This is a genomic window from Kineococcus rubinsiae (assembly GCF_011839805.1).
Taxonomy (GTDB): domain Bacteria; phylum Actinomycetota; class Actinomycetes; order Actinomycetales; family Kineococcaceae; genus Kineococcus; species Kineococcus rubinsiae.
Genome location: NZ_VWPY01000006.1, coordinates 56083 through 77061 on the forward strand (window position 1 = coordinate 56083; position 20979 = coordinate 77061).

Sequence of the window (20979 nt, forward strand, 5' to 3'; positions counted from 1 at the left end):
GGACCCTCGGGAGTCAGACCACCTCGGCGTTGCGCATCGCGAGGGTCGCCGGCACGGAGTAGACGTGCGCGACCTGGGCCGCGAGCTCGGTGCGCGGCACGGCCGCGGAGTACAGCCAGCCCTGGGCCAGCGGGGCGCCGATGAAGCGGCAGATGTCGGCCTGCTGCTCCGTCTCGACGCCCTCGACGATGACGGTGAGGCCGAGGCGTGTCGCCAGGTCCACGACGCACGTGACCACCGACTGGCCGTTCACGTCGTCGGTCATGGCCTGGGTCAGCGACCGGTCGATCTTGAGGATGTGCACGGGCAGCCGGCCGAGGTAGCCGAAGGCGGAGTAGCCGGTGCCGAAGTCGTCGATGGCGATGCTGCAGCCGAGGCCCGCGAGCTCCTTGACGACCCGCTCGGCCAGGGAGTCCTCGTCGAGGAACACCGACTCCGTGAGCTCGAGCGTCAGCTGGGCCGGGACGATCGCGTAGGTGCTGAGGATCTCGCGGACGATGTCGGCGAACCCGGGCGACTGCAGCTGCACGACGGAGACGTTGACGGCGAGGCCGACGCCCGCCTCGAACACCCCGGCCGCGTGCGCCCAGTCGACGGCCCGGCGCAGGACGCTCTCGCCCAGCGCGACGACGAGGTTGGACTCCTCGGCGATGGCGATGAACTCCACGGGGCTGATCCGCCCGAGCACCGGGTCGTTCCAGCGGGCCAGGGCCTCGAACTTGATGACGCGGCCGCTGAGGAAGTCGACGACCGGCTGGTAGTGCACGTCGATCCCGCCGTCGCGGATGGCCTCGGCGAGGCGCTCGCGCAGGACGCTGCGGCGGTGGTGCGCCGCCGCGACGGACCCGGAGAACACGGACACCGTCCCGCCGCCGGAGGTCCGGGCGTCGCGCAGCGCGATGTCGGCCTGGACGAAGGGGAGCATCACGTCGTCGCCGTGGTCGCGCGGGGCCGCGGCCACGCCGGCGAGGGCGGTGAGCGGGAACCGCTCGACGCCGTCGACGTGGGCGGGGGCGCCGGAGACGGCGGTGATGAGGCGCTGGGCCAGGCGCAGCGCGTCGATGCCGTCCCCGTCGACGAGGACGACGAACTCGTCGCCCCCCGTGCGGAAGGCGCGGCCCCCCGTCTCGTCGAGGACGGCCGTGATCTCCTGCGACGCAGCCAGGATCACCGAGTCGCCGACGGCGACGCCCAGGACGTCGTTGACGTCGTCGAGGCCGTCGAGCTCCAGGAGGACGAGGGCCTGGTCGCGGTCGGGGCGGGTCAGCGACGACGTGAGGGCGACGCGGTTGCTGAGGCCGGTGAGCGCGTCGTGCAGCGCCTGGAACTTCAGCCGCTCCGTCGTCAGCTGCACCGCGCGGGCCGTCCCGGCGTAGCGGTAGGTGAAGGCGAGCATGACCGTGGAGTAGAAGGCGAAGAGGATCGGGTCCGAGCGGGGGGACACGACGATCAGCAGGATGTCGAGCAGCAGCACCGCGCCCGGGACGAAGGACGTGACCTCCAGGCGCCGCACGGCGCGCGCGGCGGACTCCCCGCCGTGCTGCACGAGGCCGCGGCGGGGGAGCGTGACGAAGGTCCAGACGAGCGCGCCGACGGCGAGCACCACGCCCGCGTGCGAGACGGCGGGGGAGGACTCGAAGCAGACCGCCGCCACGACCGTGCCCAGGCCCAGCCCGCAGACGCCCATCGTCGGGCGGGTCAGGTAGGGGTGCTCGACGGCGAGGGCGATGTTGGCGCAGACGAGCAGGGCCGCGAGGGTCACCAGGACGACCACGGAGGCGTTCCAGCCCCCGGGGCCGGTGTGCCCGGTGCGGGCGAGGAGGTCCCAGCCCGCGGTCGCGAGGGCGCTGGTGAGCATGAGGGCGTCGGCGACCAGGGGGGAGTCGTCGGACTCGGCGCGCGCGGAGCGCAGCTGCCGGGCCACGAGGACGAGCAGACCGGTCGTGCCGGCCGACATGACGAGCACGGGAGCGTGCAGGCCGACCACGTCCCGGCCGACGAGCGTCCCGCTGAGCGCGAGGGCGGCGCCCCACAGCCCGCCGGTGAGGGCGTAGCGCCGCACCAGGGCGAGGGGAGCGCGCAGCGGCAGGACGGGCGCGGTCACGCAGAAGGCGAGCACCGCCATCCCGCCCGCGAACACCCACCGGTCCACGGTCGCGTCCCGCTCGAGCACGCACAGCGCCGCGAGCACCGCCAGACCCACGAGGACGACGGCCACCCCCGCCACGCGGGGGCGTGGCACTGCGGAGGTGGCCGTCATGCGTTCTCCATCGGCGCGCGCCTCGGGGGACTTGACGGTCGACCGCAGCGGGCCTTCTAGAAGGAGCGGTTGCAGAGCGCGACTGATCCCGGGGCCGAGCTGTCCGGCACTGCGCCGGACCTGTCACCCACAGGCGCACCGCGGGCCATGGCCCGTGCGTGGCCGGTGACCCCATCCCGTGTGACTAGTCCGTTCGGGTGGGTGCAGGGTTCGGCCGACCGTGATCATGCCCGTTACCAAAATGTAACCATCGGCCGTGACCTGCATCACCGCAGGTCACGGGCGGTTAAGCGATCGTGACGGTGCGTGCGGACCAAGATCTGCCATTACTCACCGTGTTGCCAGTGTGACTGTCGTGTACGTTCGGAACTGTCACCGAGGGGATCCGCTGAGTAGCGGACAAGGGCGGTGGCGAGGCTCGATCAGAGCCGGCCCCCACGGGGGGACTTCACTTCACATGCCTTGGAGGCAATCGTGACCGCAGCAACCTCCCGGTTGCGCCGGCGTGGCATCGGGGCCGGCGTTTCGGCCCTCGTTGGTCTCAGCTCGGTTGTTGGACTCGCCGCCGCAGCGCACGCTGCGCCTGGCTTCACCTTCCCTGACACGAACCGCGTGGCTGGCGCTGACCGCTACGCCACCGCGATCGCGGCCTCGACCAAGGCCTTCCCGACCGGCACGCAGGCCGGCGGGGTCGTCCTCGTGAGCGGCTCTTCCACCGTTGACGGCCTCACCGCCTCCTACGTGGCCGGCTCGCACAACGCTCCGATCCTCCTGGTGAAGAACGGTGTTGTCGACGCCACCACCCTCGCGGAGATCAACCGCCTCAACGTGACCGACGTGTACATCGTCGGCGGCACGACGGTCGTCCCCGAGGGTGTCGAGACGCAGCTCGACGGCAAGACGATCACCCGCTTCGGTGGCGCAGACCGTTACGAGACCGCGAGCCGTGCGGCCACGAACAACAACAACGTCACGACGCAGCCGGGCAAGGTCTTCATCGCCTCGGGCACGGCTGACGCCTTGGCCGCAGCGCCGGTGCTCTACAACAAGAAGTACCCGCTGCTGCTGACCCGCGCCGCCTCGGTCCCCGCCACTACCGCGGATGCGCTGAGCAAGCTGACGACTGCTAATCGCACCGTCCTCGGTGGCACCACTGCCGTGGAGGCGGGCACGTACACCTCCCTCGGTGGCACCGTCCGCATCCAGGGTGCAAACCGCTTCGAGACGGCCGCGAACATCGCCGCCTCCGCGGTCGCGAACGAGAGCTTCTCGGCAGCGAACGTCGCCATCGCCAACGGCAACGACGTCGCGGCCGTGGACTCCCTCACGGGCTCGGTCGTTGCTGGCAAGAACGGCGTCCCCCTGATCTTCACCAACGGTACCGACGTCACTCCTGCAGCCACGACGGCGTACCTCACGGCTAACAACAACGCCCTCACCGGACAGCTATACGTCTTCGGTGGGACGACGGTTGTGAGCACTGCTGCCACGGCGTCTGTGGTTACAACGGTCACGACTCCTGTGACGGTTGGTCAGAGCCTCTCCATCACTCCGACCACCGCAGCGGCGCTGACGGTCCAAGACGAGAGCGGTACCACTGCGACGGCGGATGACCGTTCCTACACCGTTTCTGGTCTTACGGCCGGCACTGATTACCGCATCACTCTTGTGGACGCCGAGAGCGTTCGTACCGCGGCCAACGGTGCGGTCACCTTCCTGAGCTCGGCAGACGTGGCTTCCGCGACTGGTTTCTCGGTCAACGCTGGCGCTCAGACGGCCGCCAACATCACCGTCGTGAACAACACGACGCTTGGCTTGAGTTCGGCGCCGACCTTCGTCACCCAGCCCGTCAACGGCAGCATCACGGTCACCATCGACGGTGAGGGCGCTGGCGCGGTTGTGCCGGTCGTTTACCTCAACGGGGGCACGGGCAAGTCCGCCTCCGAGGGCGGCAACAGCACGCGCCTTGAGACGTCTGCCACTGCCGCGGCGCAGTTCGCCGCACCGGTCGAGTCCTTCGGCGTCGGTGGTCAGATCACCTACACCTCACCTTTGGCGGAGGCTGGCAGCACGCTGTCGTCCGACCCGATCGACTCGGTCGACAAGGCGACCGACTCCTTCGACGTGGCGGGTCTGCGATACGCCTACGACGCTAACGACCTCTTCCGCCTCACGACTGGCGGGACGACCACCTCGGTGGGTCTGGCAGCGTTCGAGGCGGCCCTCTCGTCTGACGACGAGATGACCATTGGCGGTGACGGCTACGCCGCTGACGCGGGCGGTGTCACGACGTTCGAGCTGAACGACGTCAACCCGACCACTCCGACGACCGTCAGCGCCGAGAAGGGCGCCCTGACGTCGACCTCGAACGACCTGTCGGTCACAGTGGCCATCAGCCCGACCGCCGTCTACGACCAGGTCGTGATCCAGCGAGCTGTCGTGTCGGGCAGCCCGCTCGACGAGTCGGCTGTCAACCCGGCCAACGTGGGTGCCTTCGTCGACGTGGCGACTGTGACTCCTACGGACGCTCAGCGTACGGCGGGCTCGATCACCTACATCGACAACGACAGGGCCAACGGTGCTTACAACTACCGCGCAGCTCTGATCAACGACGGTGACACCGGTGCTTATGTGGCCGACGGAACCGTGGAGACCGCCGTGTCTCCTTCCACGGATTCGACTGTTCCCACAGTCGTCGACGCCCGCGTGGCCGCGAACACCGGCAGCCCCTTCCAGTTGGACGCCGCTACCGATAGCTTCAAGCTGGTGGCGAGTGAGGTCCTTGCCGCTCCGAGCACGGGCGACGCGCTGCGTCTCACCGACACGGATGGCACGGTGGCGGACATCGTCAACGGCACCGGGACCACTGCCTTCACCCTCAATGCGGCGCCTGAAACGGTGGGTGGAGTTGAGTACTCCGTCGGCCGAGTTCTCACCGTCGTCGTGGGTACGGTGACCCCGGGTACTGTCGGGACCGTGACTGGCCTGGGCATCCCGAGCACCATCACGGCGACGTCTGGCAACACGGACGTGGCTGGGAATGCTCTGTCGCTCTCCGGTGACGTGATCGTCGACACCGAGTCCTGAGCTGAATAGCTGAAGGGCAGGTCCCCCGTAATGGGGGACCTGCCTTTCGGCATTTGTCCACCCATCGAAGCGCCTGCGTCTAAGGCGCTCTAGTAGTTGATCCTGCTGTAAGCGCCCTACTTGCCTGCCCTCCTCGCGTTCTGCCTCGAGCCTTTCGGGCAGTTCACGCGTCCTCACGCCGGTCGAGGACGTGTTTTGACGACCTCATCCTCCTGCGCTCCCTGGGTGAGGTAAGCGTCCCATGCGCACTCGTGACGATGACTTCGGCGGCCGGGCACGCTGTGCTTCGCCAGTGCCGTCAGCCCTGGACATCCCGTTGTTGCGTGCTGTTGCGCAGTCGATTCCCAGCAGTTCTTCAAGGATGGTTGGCCGTGCTTCATCGACCAAGACTGGTGATGTCTTCGATATGGATATGCGTACAACTTCTAGCTGTCCTCGTGACGTCACTACCTGCCTCGGCGTCAGCCGGGGAAATGGTGGTCGGCCAGGTCGTGCATGTCGCTACCGAGGTGAACGCCGAATCGGGTAGCGGTGCCGACGACCTAGTCGACACATTCGTTGCCGTAGGCGGCAGGCTGATCGAGGTCACGGATTTACGCGTCACAGCACTGCCCGCGGAGAGTGACGTGAGCCTCCGTGTTGCTGACGCTGACGCTTCACAACTGCAGGTGCTCGCTGTCCAGGAGGTTGGCATCGCTGCTGGGTCGCCGGCGCCCGCAGTGAACGCCGCCGTGCCTCACAAGGTCTCCATCGCTATGGCCGTCCCCGCGGGCGTGGCGCAAGACGCGGCGCCGGTCACGACCCCCCAGGTGCAGACCGCACTGGAGCAGGCTTCGGACTACTGGTCTGCGCAGACCGGCGGACGGATCTCCTTCACCCTGGGCGCGATCGTCCCCTGGTACACCAGCACGGCGACCTGTGCCGACTACTCCAGCCTGTGGAGCGAGGCGGCGAAGAGGACGGGCTTCACCTACGCGCCCGACGAGAACCTCATCGTGGTCGTGCCGGCTCGGGGGTACTACAGCGGCGCGTGCGACTCGTACGGCAAGGGGACGATCGGGAACACCGTCCACAGCAGCGGTGCCCTCTACGTCACCGACGTCGAGCCGTCCCTGTGGGCGCACGAGCTCGGGCACAACCTCTCCCTCGGTCACGCCAACGCGCTCTACGACACCACCCGCAGTGACGTCGTGTACTCGGGGTCCTACGGCGCCAGCCGGTGGGTCAACTACGGCGACGTCTGGGACGTCATGTCCTACTCGAGCTCCACCATCGGCCACGGTAACCTCGGGGCCGCAGGCCAGGACCGGCTCGGTGTGCTGCCCGGCGGTGTCCGGAAGGTCGTGACGTCCGGGACGTACAGGATCGACGCGCTCCCCGTCGCCGACGACGGTGCGGTCCACGGGTTGAAGGTGACCGATCCGGCGACCAACGGCTCGTACTTCGTCGAGCTGCGCGGAGACAGCCGCGCCGACGACCTGGTCGCCTCGGACTGGCGCAAGCCCACCAAGGGTGTGCTGGTCACCAAGGCCGACGGCGCGGAAGCCCACGCCTCGGTCGTCCTCGACGGCTCTCCGACCGGCAACTCGAGCAGCGACTTCGACTTCACCGTGCCGGTGGGTTCGACGATGGACAGCGCCAGCGGCAAGCTGCACGTCACGGTGATCTCTGCCGACGGTCGGTCCGCGACCGTCCGCGTCGTCCTCGGCGACGCGGACGCGCCGACCGTCACCGTGCCCGGTGCCCCCTCCTCGGTCACCGCCTCCGCGACCACCAGTGGCACCGCCTCCGTCACCTGGACCCTAGGGGCCGCCAACGGCGGCACCGTGACCGAGCAGACGGTCACTCCTGCCGTGGACGGGGTGCCGCAGCCCGGGCTGCAGACCGTGGTGCCCGGCACCGCCACGTCGGCGACCGTCAGCGGCCTGACCAACGGCACCGCCTACACCTTCACCGTGAAGGCCGAGAACGAGAAGGGGTACGGAGCCGCCTCCACGCCGTCCGCTCCCGTGACCCCGGCGGACCGTCCGGGTGCGGTGGCGACGCCCGTCGCGGTCCTGTCGGGGACGACGGCCACGATCACCTGGGCGGCGCCGCAGGACAACGGCGCGGCCATCACCTCCTACGCGGTGACCCCGTCGAGGGACGGTGCGGCGCTGGCGCCGATCACCACCAGGACCACCACGGCCACCGCGACCGTCGAGGCGGGCGCCGACTACACCTTCTCCGTCGCCGCCACGAACAGCCGCGGCACGGGGACCGCCGGGGTCTCGAACGTCGTGCGCTACCGACCGCCGGTCGCACCGCCGCCGGCGGTGTCCCCTCCCGTCGTGGAGCCTCCCGTCGTGACCCCGCCGGTGGCGCCCGCGCCGACGCCCGTGACCCCCGCTCCCGCGCCGCAGACGCCCGGGAACCCGGTGCGGAACGCGGACGGCTCCACGACCTACGTGGCGCCCTCCGGTGCCCGGGTGGTCGTGGCGGCCGACGTCCACGCCGCCTACACCGCCGCCGGTCCCGGGCTCGGTCTGCCGACCGGCGACGCCCTCGCCCTCACCCGGGGCGGGTCGGTGCAGCGCTTCGAGGGCGGGCTGATCTACACCGCACCCGCCCTGGGCGCCCACGTCGTCCGAGGTGCCGTCGAGGACCTGTTCGCCGCGAAGGGCTGGGAGAACTCCTCGCTGGGGTACCCGACCAGCGACGCGATCGCGGTCAAGGGCAGCGGGGTCGTGCAGCGCTTCCAGGGCGGGCTGGTCTACTCCGCTCCCACGGCCGGCACCCACGAGGTCCGCGGCGCGATCGGTGAGGCCTTCGCTGCCCGGGGCTGGGAGAACTCGACGCTGGGGTTCCCGACCTCCGAGGAGATCGCCACGAAGGCCGGTGGCGTGGTCCAGCGCTACCAGGGCGGGTTGATGTACTGGACGGCGGCCACGGGTGCCCACGACGTCAGGGGTTCCATCGGGGACCTCTACGCCGCGCGCGGCTGGGAGAACTCCGCGGCCGGCTACCCCACGAGCGACGAGATCCCCCTCCGCGACGGAGGGCGCGTGCAGCGCTTCCAGGGTGGGCTCACCTACTGGACTCCCGCCCTCGGCGCGCACGACGTCTCGGGTTCCTTCGGCGTCACCTACGCGGTCGAGGGCTGGGAGGGCAGTCGCTGGGGCTACCCCCGCAGCGACGAGTACGCAGTGCCCGGCGGGGTCCGCCAGGACTACGAGCACGGGTCCCTCTCCTGGGACCGTGCCACCGGGCGGGTCACGCAGTCCCCGCGCTGACGGGCGGAGGGTCACGGGAGATCACGGAAGTGACTCTGGTTGCGGCGCAGAGGTTCACGTAGGATCGAACAGTGTTCGAACCGGCCGCGCTCCCCGCACCCGACACCCTCCGGGGTGCTCCGGACGCCGCACTGGTCGACCTCCTCGCCACCCTGGACCGCGACCGCAGCCGCATGGACGCCCTCGGCCTGCACGCCGTGGAGGAGCTGCGCCGCCGCCGCGTCGCCGAGCACCCCGGTCTGGCGCCCGGGGACGGTGAGTCCGCCGACCCGGTGCAGCTCACCGGCGAGCAGGTCCTCGCGGCCGAACTCTGCGCTGCCTTGCGCATCGGCCACGGCACCGCTCACCGCCGCATCACCCAGGCCCGGTCGCTGACGGAGGACCTGCCCGCCACGCTGGACGCTTACACCACCGGAACCATCCACTACGGGCACGTCAGCGCCGTGCAGGAGATCAGCGACCTGCTCACCGCCCCCGTCGTCGCTCCCGACGGGTCCGGCGGGGATCCGTTCCTCGCCGGCGACGCACTGCGGGTCGCCCGGGCGGAACTGGAGAAGACCTGCCTCGACGGCGTCGCCCATCTGAGTCGGGCCCAGCTCAGGCGCCGGCTGACGAGGAAGCTGCAGTCCCTGACCGCCGGCTACACGCGGCGCAGCAAAGCGACGCGTGAAGACCGTCGGTTCGTGCGGATCGAGGCCTGCGACGACGGGCTCACCGCCCACCTGTCCGGGCTGCTCCCGCTGGCCGAGGCCCTGACGCTCGACGCGTTCCTCACCGGCTGCGCCGACGCCACAAACCCCGAGAACCCCCGCGGCATCGACACCCAGGGCCGCTCCCACGCGGCCCGCCGCGTCGACGCCCTGCTCGACCTCCACACCGGCCGGGGAACCTCTCCGTCGGTCCAGGTCAACGTCACCGTCGCCGCGACGACGTTGCTCGGACTCGACGACGAACCCGGCGACGTCGTGACCCCTACCCTGGCGATGTCCGTGCCCGCCGAGGTGGCCCGCGACCTCGCCGCCTGCGGCACCTGGCGGCGGATCCTCACCGACCCCACCGGCCACGTGGTCGACGTCGGAACCCGCACCTACCGACCCTCCGCGCTGACCGCCAGACGGGTCAGGGCCCGGAACACCACCTGCATCTTCCCCGGCTGCACGAGGCCGGCGCTGCACTGCGACCTCGACCACGTCGTCCCGTTCGCCCAGGACGGGCCGACCGCGGTCGACAACCTGGCTCCCGAGTGCCGGTTCCACCACCGGGTCAAGACCCACACCCGGTGGAGGCTCACACCCCTGCCCGAACGACGCGGGTGGCGGTGGACCTCACCCACCGGCCACAGCTACGACACGTCCACCGACTCACCGCCCTACTGATCGAGAACTGCCGGGAACACCGTGGACGTCAGCCGCGCACCTTCACTGCGGTGGTCCGTGACGACGTCGTCGTGCCGACGCCGTTCGAGGCCGCCACGGTGAAGCTGTAGCCGACGTTCGCGGTCAGCGTGTAGCTCGCCGTCCGGGTGGTGGGGTCGTCGATCTGCCGGGTGGAGACGGGCACTCCGTCGGCGTACTGGGTCACCGTGTAGCCCTGCAGCGGAGAGTTCCCGTCGACCGGCTGCCCCCAGGTCAGCGTGTACGTGGAGCCGGAGAGGACACCTCGGAGGCCCGTCACCACCCGGGGGGCGGTCATCGCGGGGACCTTGACGGTGACCGGCCGCGACGCCGGGGCGGCGCCGAGCTCGCTGCGCGCCGTGACCGTCACCGCGTACGTGCTCGCAGCGTCCACCTCGAGGGTCGTCGTCGTGGTGGTCACCTTCGTCTCCTGGGGTGCGCCGCCGTTCTTGCGCACGCTGACGGTGTACCCCTCGATCGGTCGGCTCCCCGGGGCCGGCGCCGCCCAGGTCAGCGTCAGGTTCTGGTAGCTGAGCGCAGCCTTCACCGTGCCGACGGCGGACGGCGCCTTCAGCGCGGGAACCTTGAGCGTGGCCCGGGCTGACGCCTTGCCCACGCCGGCGCCGTTCGTGGCCACGACGGTGTAGGTCCATGTGGTCCCGGGTTCGACGTCCACGTCGGCTGCCACGGTGATGGGCCCGGCGGCCCCGGCCCGCAAGACCTCGAGGTCGGTGGGGCTGATGCTGATCGGGGTGCCGGCCAGACCGTTCCGGGTCGGGGTGATGGTGTACCCCGTCAGGTCGCTGCCACCGTTCGCGGGAACCGTCCACGTCAGCTTCCCGCGGTCCTCGCTGACCAGCCGAGCCGTCAGGCCCGAGACCAGAGCCGGTGTCGTGATCGGCACCAGGGAGGACGTCATCGTCTCCGGGCCGAACCCGGTGCTGGTCCTCGCACGGAGGCCGAGGGTGTAGCTCGCCCCGTTGACGAGCCCGGTGACGACGGCGCGGTTCTGCGTCAGCGGGACCTGGACGGGCTTGCCGGCGACGCCGCTGCGGTAGGCGGTCACCACGTAGCCGAGGGTCCGGCTGCCGGGCGCCGGGGCTGCCGCCGTGAAGGTGGCCCAGGCGCTGCGGTCGGCGACGCCGGTCGCGGTCACCGCGATGGCGCCGGGGACGTCGACCATCGGTGTGGGGACGGGAGCCGGAACGGGAGCGGGCTCGGGGGTGGGCGTCGGTGCGGGCGGCTCCGGGGTCACGACCGGCGTCGTGTACCGGACGGTCGACGACCGGGGAGACGTGTCGCTCGTGCCCTTGCGGTTGGTGGCGCTGACCGTGAAGGCGTAGTCGGTGTCCGGCGTGATCGAGTACATGAGCGTCGTCGCCCCGGGGACGTCGATCGGCGACTGAGGCACGCCGTCCCGGTAGGGCGTCACGGTGTAGTTGATCAGGGGTGCACCGTTGGTGGCGGGGGCGTTCCAGTCGATGGTCGCCGTGGTCGCTGCGGCGTAGGCCGTGACGCCGGTCGGCATGGAGGGACGGTCCGCGATCAGCACGGCGGCACTGGCCGCGGACTCGGCACCGACACCCTTCTCGTTCTGCGCCTTGACCGTGAAGGTGCAGCTGGTGCCCAGGGTCAGGCCGGAGATCGTGGTGGTGGTCGCCGTGCCGTTCACCGCTCGGGCCAGCGCCGGCTGCGCCACGCCGTCGACGTAGGGCGTCACCGTCTGGGCGGTGATCGTGCCGTTGTTCGCGGAGGCGGCGATCCAGCTGACGGTCGCCGTGGTCCCGGTCGCGCCGGCGGTGACACCGGCGGGCGCGTCCGGGGCGGTGACGGTGACGGCGTCGGCGTCGGCGTCGCCGAGGGTGAACTGCACGATGGCCGACGCCGTGTCCGCGGAGATGACCTTGAAGTGGAGCTTCCCGGAGGCCGAGTCCACTGTCTTGCCGACCGGGACGGCGAAGTTGAAGTCCGAGTTGTAGTTCCCGCTGGGCGTCCCGTCGAGGACGATGGAGGCGTTCTTCTCCGTCATGTCCCCCTTGGTGATGACGACGCCCTTGGCTGGCTGGCGCCAGTCCGAGGCGACGATCTTGTCGCCTGCGTTGTCGCCGCGGAGCTCGACGTAGTACCTGATGTTCGTGGCCGGGTCGGTGACCCTGAGGCCGTGGAGCTGCCCGTCGGCGGCGTTCGGGAGCGCCTTGAGGGTGTACGTGCCGGAGGCGGTGAGGTTCTGGATGCCGCCGGCGACGACGCCCAGCTTGTCGGCGTTGGCGATGTTGAGGTTGCCGTGGCCGACGGTGTTGCCGGAGTACGACATGACGTCCCAGATGTTGCCGTAGCCGATCTTGGTGGAGCCGGGGTAGTCGGCGCCCGAGGTGGCGGCGTCGCTCCTCGTGGCGTTGTAGAGCGCGTTGGCGTGGCCCAGGCTGATGTTGTGGCCCAGCTCGTGGGCCCACAGCGAGCTCTCCATGTCGGTGACGTACAGGGCGCCGAAGTCGTTGACCGTGTTGCCGATCGTTCCCTTGCCGTAGGCGTCGCACGCACCGGTGCTGTACGCGCGGGCCGGGACCACGACCACGAGGTGCTCGTTGCCCTGGTAGCCGGAGCCGGTCTTGTCCGCGGCCTCGTTCCACAGGCCGCCGTAGTCGCTGCAGGCGACGGCGCTCTGGTACCACGGCACCGTCGTGGCGAGGGAGAAGGTGACCGCGCCGCCGGTCTGCGCGCCCCAGTAGGCGGAGGCCTGCTGGACGGCGTTCTGGACCTGGGCGGTGGTGAAGGGGGTGGCGTCCTGCGCGACACCCGCGGGGACGGCCATGGCCACGCGGACGGTGTGCGTCGCTGCGGGGGTCGCGGCGGCGGCCCCTTCGGCCACGCTCTGGACGGAGAGGACCTTCAGCTCCTCGGCGTCCGCGTCGCGCACGCGCAGCACCACCTCGCTGCCGGGGGCGAGGTCGGTCACGCGGGCGTCGTCGACGGGCTGCAGGTCGAAACCGTCGGTCCGGAGGAAGGTGTCGACGTCGTCGTGGTCCGTGCCGGACTCGGTGGCGACCTGGACGACGGTCCCGGAGACGAGCTCGCCCGTGGAGCCGGTGGCGGCGACGGCCGGGGGCGCCACGAGGAGTGCGGGCAGGCAGGCGACGACCATCGCCCAACGACGACGCTTGCGGACCACGGAGAACTCCTCAGGACGGACGAGTGTCACCGCCGTCCTCGACCGCCGCGTCGTTCGGCCTGATGCCCGTCCACCCGTCCGCGTCACCGCCCACCCGTTCGGCGTCCCGCAACTGCCGCCATCGAGGTGACTCCCGCCCACCCCGCCTTGCGCCTCGCCGCTGCACGCGCCCTGGCGGGACACTGGTCGCCGTGCCCCTGACCCCCCGGACGAGTGCGGTTGCCGCCGCGCTGGTGTGCGCGCTGCTCGCGCTCGGCGGCTGCGCCTCCGGGGAACCGCCGGTCGCGCGCCGGACTCCGGTGCCGGCGCCCGCCGGGGTGGTGCCGCCGCCGGTGGCCGCGGTCGTCGACTACCAGCTCGGCGGCCCCTACGCGCCGGACCCCTCGGTCGGCGTCGTCGTGCGGGACCACGGCGTCGAGCCGGTGCCCGGGCTCTACGGCATCTGCTACGTCAACGCGTTCCAGACCCAGCCGGAGGACGCGGCGTGGTGGGAGGCGGAGCACCCCGAACTGCTGCTGCGGGTGGACGGCCGGCTCGTCGAGGACGCCGACTGGCCGGGGGAGTTCCTCCTCGACACCACCACGGCCGACGACCGGCTCGCGCTGGCCGCGATCGTGGGGGCGTGGATCGACGGCTGCGCCGACGCGGGGTACCGGGCCGTGGAGGCGGACAACCTCGACAGCTGGACGAGGTCGTCCGGCGCCCTGACCCAGGACGGGAACCTCGCCTACGCAGCGCTGCTCACCGACCGCGCCCACCGGCGGGGCCTGGCGATGGGGCAGAAGAACACCGCCGAGACCACGGTCGCCCAGGCGCGCGACGTGGGCTTCGACTACGCCGTCACCGAGTCCTGCCAGGTCTACGACGAGTGCGACGCCTACACGGCCGTCTACGGGAACCACGTCATCGAGGTCGAGTACACCGACGACGGCGAGCGGTACTTCCAGCAGGCCTGCGCCGCCCGCGGCGACCAGGTCTCGGTCCTGTTGCGGGACCGGGACGTGGTGGCCCGCGGGGAGCCCGGCTACCGCTACGAGGTCTGCTGACGACCCGTCAGGGGGCGGGCGGCAGGGCGGAGCGCAGCAGGTCCCAGCGCGCGGCGCGGCCGTCGGCGTTCGGGTGCACCTCGTCCGTCAGCAGGTCCGGGTGGGCGGCGACGACGCCGGACCAGCGCAGCACGTGCAGGTTCGGCCAGCGGCGCGTGGCGGCGTTCAGCCGGTCGTTGCGGTGGGAGAAGTAGTACCGCGTCGTGGCGTCCCTGCCGCGGTACCCGAGGTCGTACCAGTAGACGGGCCGGCCGCCCGCGAGCTGCAGGAAGAAGTCGATCTTCTGGTCGAAGTAGCCGTTGTCGACCGGCACGTGCCCGCTGGGCACGGGGGAGGTGTCGCCCCGCGGCCACGTCGCGGCGGGGAAGGGCGCGCGGTCGCGGAGCGCGTCGTTCGTGCCGAGCCCGACGACGAGGTAGTGGCTGCCGGCGACGGCCTGCCGGAGGTCCACCCCGGGCATCGGCAGCAGCATCCGGGGCCACGTCGAGCGGAACTGCGGGTCCTGCACGTAGGCCTGCAGCTCGTCGCTCGTGCCGCCGGGCCAGCCGAAGCAGGCCGCGGTGGCGACCGGGACGCTCGCGGGGATCTGCTGGGCGGTGCCGCCGCACGCCCCGAAGGTGAGGGAGTCGCCGATCACCGCCATCCGCGGGCGGGCCACCGTCGTGCTCGTGCGCCCGCTGGCCGCGTCCCAGGTGACGGAACCGTGCTGGAAGTCGCTGCCCCGCCCGCCCGGGACGTCGTGCTCGTCGGAGACCGGGTACCCCAGTTCGCCGCGTTCCCAGCCCCCCGCGCCCCAGGTGGCGAGGATCGCCCCGCGCACGAGGTGGGCGCCGGTCGACGGGGTCCGGTAGATCGAACCGCCCTGGAACGGCTGGAACGAGCCCTTCGCCGTGGCCAGCGGCACCTCGTCGCCGACCGGGTACCCGAGGGGGGAGTTCTCCCACCCGGCGGCGGCCCAGGCGTCGCGAACGGGGCCGGAAACGGCGTGCGCCCCCGTCGCCGGGCTCCAGTACACGGACCCACCCTGGAAGTGCTGGCCCGAACCACCTCGCAGCAGCGGGAAGAACTCGTCCGTGACCGGGAAGCCGAGCGGGGAGTTCTCCCAGCCGCGCCCGCCGTAGTAGGCGCGCAGGGCGCCGTAGAGGGGGTGCGCCCCCGTGGCGGCGCTCCAGTAGACGGAACCACCCTGGAACACCTCGGCCACCCCACCACGGGCCACGGGGAACTCGGCGTTGGTGCACGGCCCGAGCCGTCCCGCGTCGCCGCCGAGCCGGGCGTGAGTGGTGGCGATGTCGCCGACGGGCGCACAGGCGGCGGCGGCCGCGGGCACCGACGTCGCACCCGGGACCGCGAGCACCGTCGCGGCGAGGAGGAGCGCGGTGCGGGTGCGGCGCAGGAGCATGCCCCCCGATCGTCCGCGACCGCTGCGCGGTGACCGGACGCTGGGCCGACCGGGTGGTGCGCCCCCTCCGCGTCACCCGATCGGCCCTGCCACCGCTCAAGGTGGGTGGTGGAACTGCCGCAGGCCGGTTCACCTCCGGCGATCGGGTGACGTCCGCACAGCTCGTCCCGGCCCCTGCCGACACCAGGACCATGAGCCTTCCCCGCCCGCGGTGCACCAGGCACCCCCTGCTCCGCCTGACCACGGCCTCGCTCGCCGCGGGCACCGCTCTGCTGGTCGCCGCAGGACCGGCGAACGCCGCCCCCGCGGTCCCGGGTGCGCCGAGCGCGGCGACCACGACCTCGTCCGCGTCGGCGCTGACCGCCCCCACGTTCCCGGACGCGCCGGACAACCTCGTGGCGCGGCGGGCCGGCAACACGGTCGTCGTGACGTTCCAGGCCCCCGCCGTCGACGGTGGCGCGGTCGTCCGCCGCTACCGGGTCACCCCCGTCGTCGACGGCGTGTGGCGCACTGACCTGACCCGGACCACGACGGCCCTCACCGCGTCGTTCACCGGCCTGACGGGGTGGGTCTGGTTCGTCGCGACGGCCGAGAACGCCGTCGGCAGCAGCCAGGAGTCGCTCGACTCCAACACGCTGGAGATCGGCCTGGGGACGCCGGCGGCGGTCGGGGTTCCCACCGTGTCCCTGGCCGGCAGCTCGGCCACGAACGCCAGCATGACCGTCCGCTGGTCGGCGCCGGACGACGGGGGCAGCCCGATCACGGGGTACGACCTGCAGGTCATCGAGAACGGGAACCTGGTCCAGACGGTGCCCGTGTCCGGGCGCACGACGGCGTTCGTGCTGCGCAAGCTGACGCCTGGGGCGCGCTACGAGTTCGCCGTGTCCGCGCGCAACGCCCGGGGCGCCGGGGACCCGTCCGGTCTCTCGACCCCCGCCTACCTCGCCTTCCCGGCCTCCGCCCCGTCCAGGGTCCGGGCGGAGTACTTCGGCCCGGGGACGGCCACCCTCGTCACCTGGCTGCCGCCCGCGAGCGACGGCGGAACCCCGGTCACCGGGTACCGCATCACCCCCTATCTCGCCGGCAAGGCGCTGACGGCCCTCACGCAGACCGTCGACGCCTCCCAGCTGGAGTGCGACTTCGCGGATCTCGCCGCGGGGCAGGCGTACACCTTCGGGGTGCAGGCGCTGAACTCGGCCGGAGCGGGGGCCATCGCGTTCTCGCCGGCCGTCCGGATCGTCGACGTCCCGGCTCAGGTCGCCCTGCCGAAGGTGCGGATCGACGGTTCAGCGGCGACGGGTGCGTCGGTGGCGGTCAGCTGGCCGGCGCCCACGACCGGTGGTTCCCCGATCACCGGTTACCGGGTGACGCCCACGGTCGACGGGGTCCAGGGGGCACCGGTCTTCGTGCGGTTGACGTCCTGGGTCGCCCGGAACGTCCCGGTCGGCGCGCAGTTCTCGGTCGACGTGGCCGCGGTGAACGCCATCGGCACCGGACCCGCGTCGGACGCCACCGCGGACGCCCTGGTGGCCTACCGGCCGGGCGCGCCGAAGCCGGCCGTGACCGCGTACGCCGGGTCGGGGACCACGGTGGACGTGAACTGGGTGCTGGGCGACGACGGTGGGAGCCCCCTCACCGGTCACCTGGTGACGGCGTACCTCGCGGGGCGCGCGGTGGCCACCCAGACCGCCTCGGACACCGACGAGACGGTCTCGTTCTCCGGGCTGACCGCGGGCAAGACCTACACGTTCGGGGTCCGCGCGCAGAACGCGCTCGGTGACGGTGCGGAGGCGCTCACCAGGCCCCTCGCGGTCGTCGACGTGCCTCAGACGGTGACGACCCTGTCCGCGGTGGTGGGGGGCACGGCCGCCCGACCGGTCGTGACGCTGACCTGGAAGGCTCCCGGCACCGGCGCTGCGCCCATCACCGGCTACGACGTGACCACGTACGTCAACGGTGTGCAGGACAGGACTGACAGCGTGCGCTCGACGTCCCTCGTCGTCCGTGCGCCGCAGCTCGGCGACTCCTACGAGTTCGAGGTCACGGCGAACAACAGCGCGGGGGCAGGGTTCTCCTCGCCGCTGAGCACCCCCGTCACGGTCGCGTTCGCCGCGGCTCCGGTCACCAACGCTTCCGCGGTGTCCGTCGCAGGAGTCGCGACCGTGTCCTGGCGGGACTCCACCCTCTTCACGGGTGTTCCTGACACCGCGGTCATCGTGACGCCGTACCTGGAGGGGCGGGCGCAGCCGGCCCTCGTCCAGCAGATCGCCCCCGGGGTCGAGACCGTGGACTTCTCCACGCTGGTCCGCGGGAAGTCGTACACCTTCGGCGTCCGCGCGGTGAACACCGTCGGGCAGGCCCCGGAGGTCCGCACGGCCGCCGTCGTGGTGCGCTGACCGCACGCCGGGCCCGGCCCCGCACGGGGTCGGGCCCGGCGGGTCCCCGGCCTTCAGCCCGTCACCCGGACGGCCGATGGAGCGGGCATGCCCCGACGTCCCGTCCTGCCCGCGTGGTCCCGCGACCGGAGCCGCGCCATCGTGGCCTGCCTGCTCGCGGCGGCCGTCCCGGTCGTCGGCCTGGCCGCCGTCCCCACGGCGCAGGCCGCTCCGTTCGCGCCGGTCATGCTGAACGGGATGCTCTGGGCCGGAACGGGTCAGCCGGGTGCCCCGGTCGCCGGGCCCGCCACCGCGTCGCCGCTCGAGAGCCCGAACGGCGTCGACGCCGCCGCCGACGGCACCCTCTACATCGCCGACGCGGGCAACAACCAGGTCGAGAAGGTCACGCCGTCGGGTGAGCTGACCGTCGTCGCCGGCAACGGCCGCCCCGAGGCGCCGCGAGCCGGGGTCGCCACGGCGTCGCCGATGTCCGTCGGTGACGTCGCCGTCGACACGAGCGGGAACGTCTACGTCACCGACCCCGTGAACCACCGCGTGGTCCGCGTGAGCGCCGCCGGCGCCCTGACGGTCATCGCCGGCAGCGGCGTGAACGGAGCCCCCGTCGCCGGGAGGGCCGTCGACTCCCCGCTGGGGGTCGTGTCGGCCGTGGACGTCGACCGCGCCGGCACCGTCTACGTCGCGGACAGCTTCAACGACGTGGTCGTGAAGATCACCGCCGCCGGAGTCCTCTCCGTCGTCAACGGTGCCGCGGCACCCGTGTCCGTGACGGGCGGACTGGCCGTCGACGCGTCCGGCAACCTGCTGGTCACCGGGTACGGCAACGACCCCGCGGGCGGTTCGCCCGTGCCGCAGCTGAACACCTACTCGCCGACCGGCGTCTATGCAGCCGTCAACCTCGCGGGCGACCCCGGGGACATCGCCGTCGACGCGCAGGGCGCCGTCTACTACTCCGAGCACGGCACGGACACCCTCCACGTGCTCCACCCCGACCGCACCCAGAGCACGGTCATCGCGACCAGCAGCACGAACGCTCCCGCGAGCCCCCTCGGCATCGCGGTCGACGCGCTCGGCGCCGTGTACGTCAGCGACGAGTTCCGCCCCACGGTCACGAAGCTGACCGACCCGAAGTCCCCGAGCCCCCACTTCACCTCGCCGGCCCCCACGTCCGCGGCGTACAAGCAGCCGTACAGCCACACGTTCACGGTGACGGGAACCCCCGCGCCCGCGCTGTCCGTCGTGGGCGCCCTCCCGGCGGGGCTGACCCTGGTCGGGAACGTCCTCCGGGGAACCCCCACCGCGCTGGGGAGGACGACCTTCACCGTCCGCGCCCAGAACACCTGGGGGCGGGAGGACCAGATCGTCAGCTTCGACGTCGGGGAGCTGACCCTGCCCGTGGTCACGTCGCCCATGCCGCTGCCCGCCGTGGTGGGGCGCCCGTTCCGGCACACCTTCACCGCCTCCGGGTACGGGACGGTGAAGTGGGCGATCACGGGAACCCTCCCCAAGGGCCTCACCTTCGACGCCGCGACCGCGACCATCAGCGGGGTTCCGACGCTCAAGGGCAACGCCCTGCTCACCGTCACGGCGACCAACCAGGCCGGGCCTGGCCTGCAGCCCATGACCCTCGAGGTCCAGGCGGCACCGTCGCAGCCGACGCGGACCCTCGCGGCCGCCGGTGACGCCAGTGCGACCGTCACGTGGTCGCCGCCGCTGGACCCGGGGTCCTCCCCGATCACCGGCTACCTCGTCGTGCCGTTCGCGAACGGCCAGCCGCAGGCGCCCGTGCAGGCCCCCGCGCAGGCGACGACGGTGACGCTCTCGAACCTCACCAACGGGGCGGTCTACATCTTCGCCGTGACCGCGCTGAACGCCGTCGGTCCCGGACTCCCCTCGAACCCCACGACGTCCGTGGTCCCGTCGGTAGGTGCCCCCCTGCCCGTCGCGCCGGCCCCCGGCACCTACCGGTTCGGCGGCTACGACCGGGTCGCCACGGGCGTGAACGTCTCGCGGACGCTGTTCCCCTCGCCGCGGTCGGTGAAGGCCGTCGTCCTGTCGACGTCGGGCGGGTACGCCGACGCCCTCGCCGGCGCGCGCCTCGCGTCGCAGCACTCCGCCCCGCTCCTGCTGACCGACGGCGGGACGCTGCACGCCGACGTCGCCGCCGAGATCCAGCGCGTCCTGGCCGCGGACGGCACCGTCTACGTCCTCGGCGGCGAGCGAGCCCTCTCGGCGGAGGTCGGCGCCGCCGTCGCCGCGCTGTCCCCGGGCTACCGGGTCACCCGCCTCCAGGGCGAGAACCGCTTCTCCACCACCGCCGCCATCGCGACCACCCTGTCCGACGGTGGTGCGACGGGTCCCATCTACCTGGCCAACGGCCTGAACTACCCCGACGGCCTCGCCGTGTCGGCCCTCGCCGCGCACACCGGCGGGGTCCTGCTCCTGACCGACGGGGAGACGCTGCCGCAGGCGACCCTCGACTACCTCCAGCTCCACGACCCCGCGGGCGCGCGCACCGTCGCGGTGGGTGGGGCCGCCGCCAAGGCCGCGGCCTCCTCGCCCCTGCCCCGGCTGACGGCCGCAGCGATCGCGCAGAAGGCCGTCGTCGGCAAGAACCGCTACGACACCGCCCGCCTCGTCGCGCAGGAGTTCCCGAAGACCGCAGCGGTCTCAGGGGCCAAGGTGACGACCGTCGGTCTGGCCACCGGTGAGAACTGGCCCGACGCCCTCGTCGGGTCCGCCGCCCTCGGGAACCTCGGCGGCCCGCTGCTGCTGACGCCCAAGAGCGCGCTCGGGCCCGAGGCGACCAGCGCCGTCGGTGCACTGGTCAAGGGCGGCACGGTCACGACGGGCATCGTCCTGGGGGGTCGGGACACGGTGAGCGAGGGCGCGTCCGACGCCTTCGCGAAGCTGGTGCCCGTCACGAAGTGACGGGGGACGCCCCCCTCGACCCCGG

Annotated in this window: 9 protein-coding genes; 6 read left to right on the top strand and 3 right to left on the bottom strand. The window is 72.0% G+C overall.

What is annotated here, in order from left to right; translation table 11 throughout:
* Positions 1 to 13: 13 nt before the first annotated feature.
* Positions 14 to 2260, bottom strand: coding sequence for a putative bifunctional diguanylate cyclase/phosphodiesterase (locus F1544_RS05590; protein WP_167583110.1), 2247 nt, complete (start codon positions 2258 to 2260; stop codon positions 14 to 16).
* Between the two features lie 474 nt (positions 2261 to 2734).
* Between F1544_RS05590 and F1544_RS05595 the strand changes: the two genes are divergently transcribed.
* From F1544_RS05595 to F1544_RS05605, 3 genes are all read left to right on the top strand, one after another.
* Positions 2735 to 5347 (top strand): cell wall-binding repeat-containing protein, encoded by a 2613-nt coding sequence (locus F1544_RS05595; protein ID WP_167583112.1) that lies wholly within the window; start codon positions 2735 to 2737, stop codon positions 5345 to 5347.
* 809 nt (positions 5348 to 6156) lie between these two features.
* Positions 6157 to 8619, top strand: a complete 2463-nt coding sequence (locus F1544_RS05600; protein WP_167583114.1) for a fibronectin type III domain-containing protein — start codon at positions 6157 to 6159, stop codon at positions 8617 to 8619.
* A gap of 71 nt (positions 8620 to 8690) precedes the next feature.
* Positions 8691 to 9995 carry an HNH endonuclease signature motif containing protein gene (locus tag F1544_RS05605; protein ID WP_167583116.1) on the top strand — a complete coding sequence of 435 codons (1305 nt, stop codon included), beginning with the start codon at positions 8691 to 8693 and terminating at the stop codon, positions 9993 to 9995.
* Between the two features lie 28 nt (positions 9996 to 10023).
* Here F1544_RS05605 and F1544_RS25755 read toward each other — a convergent pair whose 3' ends face one another.
* A complete protein-coding gene (locus tag F1544_RS25755; RefSeq protein WP_167583117.1) occupies positions 10024 to 13212 on the bottom strand; it encodes a fibronectin type III domain-containing protein in 3189 nt (1062 codons plus the stop codon).
* Positions 13213 to 13373: 161 nt separating this feature from the next.
* Here F1544_RS25755 and F1544_RS05615 point away from each other — a divergent pair, with 161 nt between their 5' ends.
* Positions 13374 to 14228, top strand: coding sequence for an endo alpha-1,4 polygalactosaminidase (locus tag F1544_RS05615; RefSeq protein ID WP_308469890.1), 855 nt, complete (start codon positions 13374 to 13376; stop codon positions 14226 to 14228).
* A gap of 7 nt (positions 14229 to 14235) precedes the next feature.
* Here the strand turns inward: F1544_RS05615 and F1544_RS05620 are convergent, their stop codons facing one another.
* Complete coding sequence (locus tag F1544_RS05620) at positions 14236 to 15630, bottom strand: GDSL-type esterase/lipase family protein (RefSeq protein WP_167583119.1); 1395 nt, start codon at positions 15628 to 15630, stop codon at positions 14236 to 14238.
* Between the two features lie 191 nt (positions 15631 to 15821).
* Between F1544_RS05620 and F1544_RS05625 the strand changes: the two genes are divergently transcribed.
* The gene (locus F1544_RS05625; protein ID WP_167583121.1) at positions 15822 to 18026 is read left to right on the top strand and encodes a fibronectin type III domain-containing protein; all 2205 of its coding nucleotides are present in this window, start codon (positions 15822 to 15824) and stop codon (positions 18024 to 18026) included.
* Between the two features lie 87 nt (positions 18027 to 18113).
* Positions 18114 to 20954 carry a cell wall-binding repeat-containing protein gene (locus tag F1544_RS05630; RefSeq protein WP_167583123.1) on the top strand — a complete coding sequence of 947 codons (2841 nt, stop codon included), beginning with the start codon at positions 18114 to 18116 and terminating at the stop codon, positions 20952 to 20954.
* The last annotated feature ends 25 nt before the right edge of the window (positions 20955 to 20979 follow it).

Excerpts from the sequence above, each read along its gene's own strand:
- F1544_RS05625 (WP_167583121.1), top strand. The coding sequence starts at position 15,822 with ATGAGCCTTCCCCGCCCGCGGTGCACCAGGCACCCCCTGCTCCGCCTG.
- F1544_RS05620 (WP_167583119.1), bottom strand. The coding sequence starts at position 15,630 with ATGCTCCTGCGCCGCACCCGCACCGCGCTCCTCCTCGCCGCGACGGTG.
- F1544_RS05630 (WP_167583123.1), top strand. The coding sequence starts at position 18,114 with ATGCCCCGACGTCCCGTCCTGCCCGCGTGGTCCCGCGACCGGAGCCGC.
- F1544_RS05590 (WP_167583110.1), bottom strand. The coding sequence starts at position 2,260 with ATGACGGCCACCTCCGCAGTGCCACGCCCCCGCGTGGCGGGGGTGGCC.